The sequence below is a fragment of the Curtobacterium sp. UCD-KPL2560 genome, from assembly GCF_001705035.1.
In the GTDB taxonomy this organism is placed as follows: domain Bacteria; phylum Actinomycetota; class Actinomycetes; order Actinomycetales; family Microbacteriaceae; genus Curtobacterium.
The window spans coordinates 1-7,717 of sequence record NZ_MCIG01000105.1; the positions used below are offsets into that span (position 1 = coordinate 1).

Consider the following 7,717-nt stretch of genomic DNA (forward strand, 5'->3'; position numbering starts at 1 on the left):
GCATCGGTGAGTACGCGATCACGTTCGGCTCGCAGCGCTACAACTGGTGGATCGTCTACGTGTCGGTCGCCGCGATCGTCGTGATCGTGCAGCTGGGGCAGTTCCTCGGCAACCGGTTGGCGAGGGCGACGCTGCGCCGCTGCCGCGGCACACGATGGACGGGAGGCGCGGTGCCAGCCGGCACCGCGCCTCCCGTCCGTCGCCGGGTCGCGTCGCGTCAGCGGCGCAGCGTCGCCCTCGCCAACCGGTTGCCGAGGAACTGCCCCAGCTGCACGATCACGACGATCGCGGCGACCGACACGTAGACGATCCACCAGTTGTAGCGCTGCGAGCCGAACGTGATCGCGTACTCACCGATGCCGCCTCCGCCGATCAGGGCGCCCTGCGCGGTCATGTCGACGATGCCCACGAAGATGAACGTGTAGCCGAGGATCAGCGGCCCGAGGCCCTCCGGGATGAGCACCGTGAACAGGATCGCGAGCGGGTGCGCTCCCGCGGCACGCGCTGCCTCGACGACACCGGGGTCCACCGCGAGCAGGTTCTGCTCGACGATGCGCGAGACCGCGAACGAGGCCGCGAGCGAGATCGCGAACGTGACCGCGGGGACGCCGATCGTGGTCTGCACGGCGACGCGCGACAGCGGGGCGATCGCAGCGAGGAAGATCACGAACGGGATCGGCCGGACGATGTTCACCACGAGGTTGAGCACCGTGTACGCCGCGCGGCTGCCGAGCAGGTTGCCCGGTCGGGTCGCGTAGAGCGCCAGCCCGAGGGCGAGGCCGATCACGCCCGCGACGACGAGCGACACGAGCGTCATGACGAGTGTGTCGCGGACGGCGGCGAGGAAGACGTCGAACGTGTCCACGACGCTCTGGAAGCCGGTGTTCACGATGCGTCCTCCTCGTCGACGGTGGTGCCCTGGTCGCGCAGCGCGGTCAGCGCGCGGTCGACCGCTGCCGGGTCGGCGGCGGTGAGCTCGTAGGTGAGCGAACCGATGCGACGCTCACGGATCTCGCCGACCCCGCCGTGGACGAGTTCGGCGGTCACCCCCGTGTCGCGCCAGACGGTGTCGATCCGGTTCTGCAGCCCGACCTCGTCGGTGATCTGCACCGTGACGATGCGGCCGCCGTGGTGCTCGCGTAGGCGTCGCAGCTGGTCGGCGGACGGCCGGTCGTGCAGTGCGGACCGGACGAACCGCTTCGCCGCACCGGTCTGCGGCCGCGCGAACACGTCGTAGACGTCCCCGACCTCGACCACGCGGCCCCGCTCCATCACGGCGACGCGGTCGGCGATCTGCCGGACGGCGTCCATCTCGTGCGTGATGACGACGATGGTGACGCCGAGCTCTCGGTTGACGCGACGGAGGAGCGCCAGGACCTCGGACGTGGTGTCCGGGTCGAGCGCGCTCGTGGCCTCGTCGGCCAGCAGCAGCTCGGGGTTCGAGGCGAGCGCCCGGGCGATGCCGACGCGCTGCTTCTGGCCGCCGGACAGCTGCTCGGGGTGGGCGTGTGCCCGCTCGAGCAGTCCGACGAAGTCGAGGAGCTCGGCGACACGGCGGTCCCGTTCCTCCTTGGCGACACCCGCGACCTTGAGCGGGTACGCGACGTTGCCGGCGACGGTCCGGGATCGGAACAGGTTGAACTGCTGGAAGATCATGCCGATCTTCCGACGTGCCAGGCGACGGTCCCGCTCGGGGATCGCGGTGAGGTCCTGACCGGCGACCGTCACACTCCCGGACGTGGGCAGCTCGAGCGCGTTGACGAGGCGGACGAGGGTGGACTTGCCGGCACCGGAGTACCCGATGACGCCGAGGACCTCGCCCTGGTGCACGTCCAGGGAGACGTCCTCGACCGCCACCACGGTCTCGCCGGTGTCGGCACGGCGGTAGTGCTTCGAGACACCGCGGAGTTCGACGAGGGCGGGCACTACTGCTTGGCCGCCTTCGCGTCCTGCTCGACCTTCGCGAGCTCGTCCTGCAGCTTCGTGGCGCTCTCGTCGCGGGACACCGCCTCGGGCAGGTCCTTCTTGAACGCCTTCTGCACGGCGTCGTCCTGGAACAGCTTCGCGAGGTCGAGGTAGGTCTTGTCGTCCTTGTCGGCCGCGCGGACGGCGAAGACGTTCACGTAGGGTGCGGCGCTCGCGCTGGCGGGGTCGTCCTGGTAGATGATGTCGCTCGTCGGCAGGTTCGCCGCGGTGGCGAAGTTGTTGTTCACGACGGCGGCAGCGACGGAGCCCTGCTGCAGCGCGTTCGCGGTCTGCGAGGCGTCGAGCGGCTGCACGTCGACCTTCGACGAGGTGATGTCGGTCGTGGTGGAGAACGCGGAGCCGCCGTCCTTGAGCTCCACCAGCTTCGCGGCCTGCAGGATGAGGAGCGCGCGGGCCTGGTTGATGGCGTCGTTCGGGATGGCGACCGCGGCGTTCGCAGGCAGCTCGGCGGGCTTCGAGTACTTCGTCGCGTAGAGCGGCAGCGGGTAGACGGCCGTCGAGCCGATCGGCTGCAGGTCGTCGTCCGACGAGACGTTGTAGTCGGCGAGGTACTGGATGTGCTGGAACTGGTTGATGTCCAGCTGTCCGTCCTTCAGCGCCGGGTTCGGCAGCGAGTAGTCGGAGAAGTTCGTGAGCTGCACGTCGACGCCGAGGCGCTCCTTCGCGAGCTTCGTGTAGGTGCTCCAGTACCCGAGCGACTTGTCGGAGACGCCGATCTTCACGGTCTTCTGCGCACCACCGGACGCAGCACCCTCGGATCCGCCGGCACGCACGGCACCGACGACGACGGCGACGGCGATCGCGACGACGACCACCACCGCGGCGATGATCCAGCCGATCGGACGCTTGCCCTTCGGCTTCGCGGGCAGGACGGGTGCTGCGGACATCAGGTGCTCCTCGTGGGCCGTGCTGTGGGGGTCGCGGTGGTCCCGCGGTGTGCGTTCGAGTGTGACGGGCACCGACGACGCACGCCCGTTGCGTTCCGCCGTGTTACATCCCGACGAGTTCTCCACAGGTCGGCGCCGGAGAGCCCGTGCAGCGCGGCGACCGGGTTGACTCGTCACGTGCGCAGCATCGAACTCCTCCTCGACCCCGACTCCGACGCGGCGGTCCGCGCGGCGTGGGACGCCCTGACCGCGGCCGACCTGCCGAGCCTGGGCCGCTCCGGGTCGAACGACCCGCACGTGACGCTCGTGGCGGGCGATGACGTGCCGGTCCCGGACGGGTTCGCCCGGCCGGTCCCGACCTCGCTGCGGTTGGGCGGCGTGCTCCTGTTCCCGGCCGGTCCCGGTCGATCGGTGCTCGTGCGCGCGGTCGTGGTCGACCCGGAGCTCGCGGCCTTCCACCAGGCCGTGCACCGTGCCGCACCGGGGAGCGTGGACACGTCCCACCCGGAGGCGTGGTCGCCGCACGTGTCGTTCGCCCGGCGGGTGCGCGACGCTGACCTCCCGACGGCGCTCGCGGCGCTCCGGACGGCACCGCTGCCCGAGGTCCTGCAGGTCGGCGGGGTCCGGCACTGGGACGGCGCCACGAAGACCGTGACCCCGCTGGCCTGAGGCGAGTCGGCACCGAGCACCGGCTCGGTCCCGCCGCGCGGGTCCGGCCGGGCACCGTCACGGCCGGGAGGCGCGGGTCGGCCCCGTCTCGCCGGTCCGGTCCGACCTCAGGTCCGGAGCACCCGCGCCCCGAACGAGGACGCGAACACCCGGTCGGGGTCCGCAGCGGCGACCAGTCGTCGGACCTCGGGCAGCCGCGGCCAGAGCGCCTCGACCGCGTCGGCGTCGAGCGAGCTCGTCTTGCCCCAGTGCGGACGCCCGCCGAACGGCGCGAGCCGCGCCTCCAGGTGCGGCAGCAGCGCGGCCACGGCCTCCGGGTGCTTCTGCCACGTGAACGCGATGCAGAGCACGTCCTCGCCCTGGGTCGGGCTGAGCCAGAGCGGGTCGGCGGCCATCGTCCGGAGCTCGCACACGTGCAGGTGCGGCCGGATCCGGTCGGCGAGTCCACGCAACGCGTCGAGCGCCGCCGCGGCGTGCCGGAGCGGGACGAAGTGCTCGCTCTGCACCTCGGAGCCGTGGGACGGCACGGTGTCGATCGGGAAGTGCGGCAGCCGGTCCCACCACGGGCCGACCGATCCGTCGCGCGCGGTGTGGTGTCCGTCCGCGGCCAGGCCGGGCAGTCGGGGCGCACCGAGGAGGTCCTCGGGGACCGCGACGTCCTCGGCGCCGGCCGGCACGCGGGACTTCAGCAGGACCTCGCCGACATCGTCGCCGAACAGCGTGAACGCGCACACCGAGTACGCGGCCGCGTGCACCGCGGCGACGTTCGCCGTGAACACGTCCCACGGCACCGGGCCGAAGCGGTCCTGGCGCATCCGGTAGGTCGGTTGGACGTCGACCTCGACCCGGGTGACGATGCCGAACAGCCCGAGGTGCAGGACCGATCCGTCGAAGTCCGGGTCGCCGCGACGGAGTGTCCTGGTCGACCCGTCGGGACCGATCAGCTCGAGGGAGCGGACGGCGGTGCTCAGCGAACCGAGGGCCGTGCCGGAGCCGTGCGTGCCGGTGGCGATCGCCCCGCCGAGCGAGATGTGCGGCAGCGAGCCGGTGTTGTGCAGCGCGAAGCCGGCCCGGTCGAGCGCCGGAGCGACGGCACCGTACCGCGTGCCCGCACCCATCGACGCGGTGCCGGCCTCCGGGTCGACGACGAGGTCGGTCGGGATGCCGGTCAGGTCGAGCAGGATCCCCGGGGCGTCGGCGACGTCGTTGAACGAGTGGCGGGTGCCGAGCCCGTGGACGCGGCCGGACCCGGCGACGAGCTCCGCGGCCTCGTCGATCGACCGCGGTCGCACCACCCGCTCGGCCGAGTACGTGACCGTGCCGGACCAGTTCCGCTCGCGCGCCGTCGACCGCATGCCGCCAACGATGCCATGCGCCCCGCCACGACGTCAGTGCATCGCGGGTGCCGGAGCCCCCTCGGGGGTCTCGGGCTTCCGGACGAGCGACGAGGTGACGATGCCGACCAGCGAGATGATCCCGCCGACCATGAAGGCCGTCGCCACACCGGAGGCGGTCGCGCTGGCGACGGCCCCGTCCGTGGCGCCCGCGCCGGCCGAGGCCGCACCGATCGTGAGCAACGTCACGAACAGTGCGGTGCCGGCGGCTCCGGCGAGCTGCTGGGCGGTGCCGAGGACGGCGCTGCCGTGCGAGTACAGCCGCGGCGGCAGACCCCCGAGCGCCGCCGTGAACAGCGGCGTGAAGGTGAGCGCCAGGCCGAGGCTCAGGACGACGTGGGCGCCGAGGACGAACCACACGCTGGTGTCCGCGGTCACGGTCGACAGCGCCCAGAGCACCGCGCTGATGATGATCGAGCCGGGGACGAGCAGGACGCGCGGGCCGCGACGGTCGTAGATCCGGCCGACCACGGGGGAGAGCAGGCCCATGAGGAGCCCGCCGGGCAGGAGCAGCAGGCCGACGTGCAGCACGTCGAGGCCGAGCACGCGCTCGAGGTAGATCGGCAGCAGGATGAGCGTCCCGAACATCGCCATGAAGCTCAGCGCCATCGCGACGATCGGGATCGTGAAGCCGGGCGTCCGGAAGGTGCGCAGGTCGAGCAGTGCGCTGTCGGTGCGCTGCAGGCGGTTCTGCCGGAGGACGAACACCGCGAGGGCCACCACGCCGACGACGATCGCCGTCACGGGGACGAGAGGCCCGGTCGACCCGGACTCGCCGAAGCTGGACAGGCCGAACACCAGACCGCCGAACGCGACGGCGGACAGCACGACGGACAGGACGTCGAGCGGTGCCTTGCGCGGCGTCGAGACGTTGCGGACCTTCACGGCGCCGAGCACGAGCGCGGCGACCGCGATCGGCAGGACGAACCCGAACAGCCAGCGCCAGTCGAACGCGTTGAGGATCAGCCCCGAGATCGTCGGCCCGATGGCCGGGGCCACCGAGATGACGATCGAGATGTTCCCCATCACGCGGCCGCGGTGGGCGGGCTCGATGAGGTTCAGCACCGTCGTCATGAGCAGCGGCATCATGATCGCGGTCCCGCTCGCCTGCACGATGCGGCCGACGAGGAGCATCGGGAAGCCCGTCGCGGTGAGGGCGACCAGGGTGCCGACGGAGAACAGGGTCATCGCCGCGATGAAGACCGGGCGCGTGGCGAACCGCTGCAGCAGGAAGCCGGTGACCGGGATCACGACCGCCATGGTGAGCAGGAAGCCGGTCGTGAGCCACTGGCCCGTCGCAGCGCTGATGTCGAGGTCGTCCATCAGCCGGGGGAGCGCGACGCCCATGATGGTCTCGTTGAGGATCACGACGAACGCCGACACGAGCAGCAGCCCGATGACGAGTCGGGTCTCACCGGGGGAGGGCTGCGAGACGCTCCCGGTGCGGGGTGCGGAATCGACGGCCTGGGTCATGCGGGGCTCCTGACGGGGTCACGGCGTGGTGGGACGGCGCACGGGGCGCAGACACGGCAACACCCTGAGTGGATGCGAGTATTCCGCTTCCGCGAGATCTGCTCGATTCGGCGCAGCCCCGCGACCCTCAGTGCAGGATCGCGAACCCCTCGGCGTCCCCGTGCGGCACGACCGTCCGGAGCGACACGTCGGTCACCGTGGCGGAGGGCGGTCCGCTGTGCAGGAAGGCCATCAGGGCATCGACCGCGGCCGAGGGCCCCTCCGCCTCGACCTCGACCGTCCCGTCGAACAGGTTCCGCGCGTACCCGGCGAGCTCGAGCCCGTCGGCCTTCCGCGCGGTCCAGTACCGGAACCCGACCCCCTGGACCGTCCCCGACACCACGGCGTGCATCCTCGTCACCGTCGTCATGGCCCGAACCTATGCCCGACGGCGACGCCGCTCGTTTCGGCGCTGTTCCGATCCGGTGAACACGGTGATAGTGTCAACTCCACCCCAACACTTACAGTCAAACAAACCCTAAGTCCCGGGCGCGCACGATCCCGGGACGGACACCCCAGGACGATGACCTCTCCCTCAGACCCCCTCATCCGCGTCGCGGTCTCGACCGTGATCGTGGCGCTGCGCCCGCACCCGGACACCGGTGCCCCGGCGCTGTGGATGCCGCTCGTGCGCCGCGTCGCCGAGCCGCACGAGGGATCGTGGGCGCTGCCCGGCGGTTGGGTCCGCCCCGACGAAGGGCTCGAGGACTCGGCGGCCGCCCGACTCCGCGAGACGACGAACGTGCAGCCGCGGTACCTCGAGCAGCTCTACGCGTTCGGCGACGTCGACCGCTCGCCGAGCCGGGTCGTGTCGATCGTCTACTGGGCCCTCGTGCACCCGGACGAGGCCAGCTCGGTGCCCGACGACTGGAACGTGCGCTGGTTCCTGGCCGACGAGCACCCGCCGCTCGCGTTCGACCACGACCGGATCGTCGCCTACGCCCTCTGGCGCCTCCGCAACAAGATGTCGTACTCGCGGATCGCGCAGGCGTTCCTCGGCGACCGCTTCACCCTGGCCGAGCTGCGCGGCGTGTACGAGGCGGTGCTCGGCCGCCGGCTCGACCCGGCGAACTTCCGGCGCCAGGTCGCGCAGTCGGACGCCGTCCTGCCCACCGACGAGACGACGAGCGGTGACCGGCACCGGCCGGCCCGTCTGTACCGCTCGAACCCCGACCTCGCCTACGCCGACAACGGCCCGCTGACCGACGCGCGAGCCGACGCACACGCTGCAGTCCACCGAGACCCCGCCGCCCAGCCAGCCCCGACGGC

General features: G+C 71.7%; 8 protein-coding genes and 1 pseudogene. 3 read left to right on the top strand and 6 right to left on the bottom strand.

Annotated elements, in window-relative coordinates; all coding sequences use genetic code 11:
• Positions 1 to 305: pseudogene (locus BEP24_RS17875) on the top strand (hypothetical protein); the annotation flags it as partial.
• Here BEP24_RS17875 and BEP24_RS15270 read toward each other — a convergent pair.
• From BEP24_RS15270 to BEP24_RS15280, 3 genes are read right to left on the bottom strand one after another with little or no spacing between them, the layout of a single operon-like run.
• Positions 218 to 892, bottom strand: a complete 675-nt coding sequence (locus BEP24_RS15270) for an ABC transporter permease subunit (protein ID WP_253181727.1) — start codon at positions 890 to 892, stop codon at positions 218 to 220. The pseudogene BEP24_RS17875 and the gene BEP24_RS15270 sit on opposite strands and share 88 nt — an antisense overlap.
• Entirely contained in the window at positions 886 to 1,926 is a 1,041-nt protein-coding gene (locus BEP24_RS15275; protein WP_065964854.1) for a methionine ABC transporter ATP-binding protein, read from the bottom strand. The genes BEP24_RS15270 and BEP24_RS15275 overlap by 7 nt, the downstream gene beginning before the upstream one ends.
• Positions 1,926 to 2,873 carry a MetQ/NlpA family ABC transporter substrate-binding protein gene (locus tag BEP24_RS15280; RefSeq protein ID WP_065964865.1) on the bottom strand — a complete coding sequence of 316 codons (948 nt, stop codon included), beginning with the start codon at positions 2,871 to 2,873 and terminating at the stop codon, positions 1,926 to 1,928. Before BEP24_RS15280 ends, BEP24_RS15275 begins: the two co-directional genes overlap by 1 nt.
• 177 nt (positions 2,874 to 3,050) lie before the next feature.
• Between BEP24_RS15280 and BEP24_RS15285 the strand changes: the two genes are divergently transcribed.
• Positions 3,051 to 3,542, top strand: a complete 492-nt coding sequence (locus BEP24_RS15285) for a 2'-5' RNA ligase family protein (RefSeq protein ID WP_065964856.1) — start codon at positions 3,051 to 3,053, stop codon at positions 3,540 to 3,542.
• Between the two features lie 107 nt (positions 3,543 to 3,649).
• On the opposite strand, the gene BEP24_RS15290 is transcribed toward BEP24_RS15285, so the two are convergent.
• The 3 genes from BEP24_RS15290 to BEP24_RS15300 form a co-directional block, all read right to left on the bottom strand.
• Positions 3,650 to 4,897 carry an FAD-binding protein gene (locus tag BEP24_RS15290; RefSeq protein ID WP_065964860.1) on the bottom strand — a complete coding sequence of 416 codons (1,248 nt, stop codon included), beginning with the start codon at positions 4,895 to 4,897 and terminating at the stop codon, positions 3,650 to 3,652.
• A 33-nt stretch (positions 4,898 to 4,930) separates the two neighbouring features.
• The gene (locus BEP24_RS15295; RefSeq protein WP_065964861.1) at positions 4,931 to 6,409 is read right to left on the bottom strand and encodes an MDR family MFS transporter; all 1,479 of its coding nucleotides are present in this window, start codon (positions 6,407 to 6,409) and stop codon (positions 4,931 to 4,933) included.
• Between the two features lie 127 nt (positions 6,410 to 6,536).
• Complete coding sequence (locus tag BEP24_RS15300; RefSeq protein ID WP_253181725.1) at positions 6,537 to 6,818, bottom strand: acylphosphatase; 282 nt, start codon at positions 6,816 to 6,818, stop codon at positions 6,537 to 6,539.
• Between the two features lie 153 nt (positions 6,819 to 6,971).
• Here BEP24_RS15300 and BEP24_RS15305 point away from each other — a divergent pair.
• The coding region (locus BEP24_RS15305; RefSeq protein ID WP_253181726.1) for an NUDIX domain-containing protein at positions 6,972 to 7,717 on the top strand (746 nt) is incomplete at its 3' end.